Genomic DNA, 1,312 nt, shown 5'->3' with positions numbered 1-1,312 from the left:
TACACAGGAAATCGTTCCTGATATGATGTAATTACCCCTAAAAACAACCAAAGGGAGCGATTTCCATGTATCAAAATTATACCATAGGGCAAACCGAATTCGTACTAAACTATAACTATGATTTACCACAGAATCATGTTGCGCGACTAATTAGTGATTTTGTCGACTCGATTCCACAAGAAGTGCTATTAGAAGATTCAGGAGCGGCTACCGGCCGCCCTTCATCGCATCCAGCAATTATGCTTAAGATTCTCTTGTTTGCCTACTCACGTCAAACTTATTCTGGAAGAAAGATTGAAATGATGTTGGATGAGAACCTGCCAATGCGTTGGTTAGCCCATGATTATACTTATAGCTACCATACCATCAATAACTTTCGCCGCAGTCAGCACGCTAGTAAGCTAATTAAACATGCCTTTGTTTACTTTACCATGGCTTTGAAAGATCACGGACTAATTCAAAATGATGCAGTTTTTATCGATGGGACCAAGGTAGAAGCCGATGCCAATAAATATTCATTTACTTGGCGACGGGCAGTTGAAAAGTATCACGCTAAGTTAAGAGAAAAGACAAGTAAGCTTTATGAGGAACTAGTAGAAAAGCAAGTGGTGCAAGAAATGGCACCGGAGCTGGTTACTTCCGCCGAAGGCATGGAAGTAATGGAACAAGAACTGGCGGAGAAAATCACTAAATTAGATGAAGAGATTAAGCAAGAACCAAAAATCATCAAAGGTGGTTCAGTTAGAAAACGGCGCCGTCGTTTTCTAAAAAAGCTTCGTCACCAATTAAGCAACGACTTAATTCCGCGTGCCAAAAAGTATGAACGTGCTGAAAATATCTTCCAAGGTCGTAATAGCTATTCCAAAACTGACCATGATGCGACCTTCATGTGTATGAAGGAAGATCCGATGATGAATCGGGAGTTGAAGCCTGGCTATAACCTGCAAATCGCTACCCATAAGCAATTTGTGCTTGATTACGGGCTGTTTTCAAATCCAACTGACACCAGGACCTTAGTGCCATTCCTTACCCAGTTTCATGCTTTAGATTTCTTTGAACATATCGTCGCCGATGCAGGCTATGGAAGTGAGTACAATTACACAATGATTCTTGATCGGTTTGAAAAGCAGCCGGTTATCCCATACACAACCTATCAAAAGGAACAGAAACGTAAATTTAAAAACGATCCAACTAGGTCACAGAATTGGGAATATAACGCTAATGACGACTACTACATTGATCATCAAGGAGTTCGTTTTAGTTTTTATCGCTATAGTAAATCCACTGATAAGTATGGCTTTAAGCGTGACTT

Annotated in this window: 1 protein-coding gene; it reads left to right on the top strand. The window is 40.4% G+C overall.

Going from position 1 to position 1,312, the window contains the following annotated elements:
* Nucleotides 1-65 precede the first annotated feature (65 nt).
* A partial coding sequence (locus tag LMC10_RS02590; protein WP_229268841.1) for an IS1182 family transposase occupies nucleotides 66-1,312 on the top strand: 1,247 nt, incomplete at its 3' end.

Source organism: Limosilactobacillus reuteri subsp. simiae, from assembly GCF_020784875.1.
GTDB classification, from domain to species: domain Bacteria; phylum Bacillota; class Bacilli; order Lactobacillales; family Lactobacillaceae; genus Limosilactobacillus; species Limosilactobacillus reuteri_H.
Note: the sequence above shows the minus strand (reverse complement) of the source record. Positions and strands in the feature narration are given on the sequence as shown.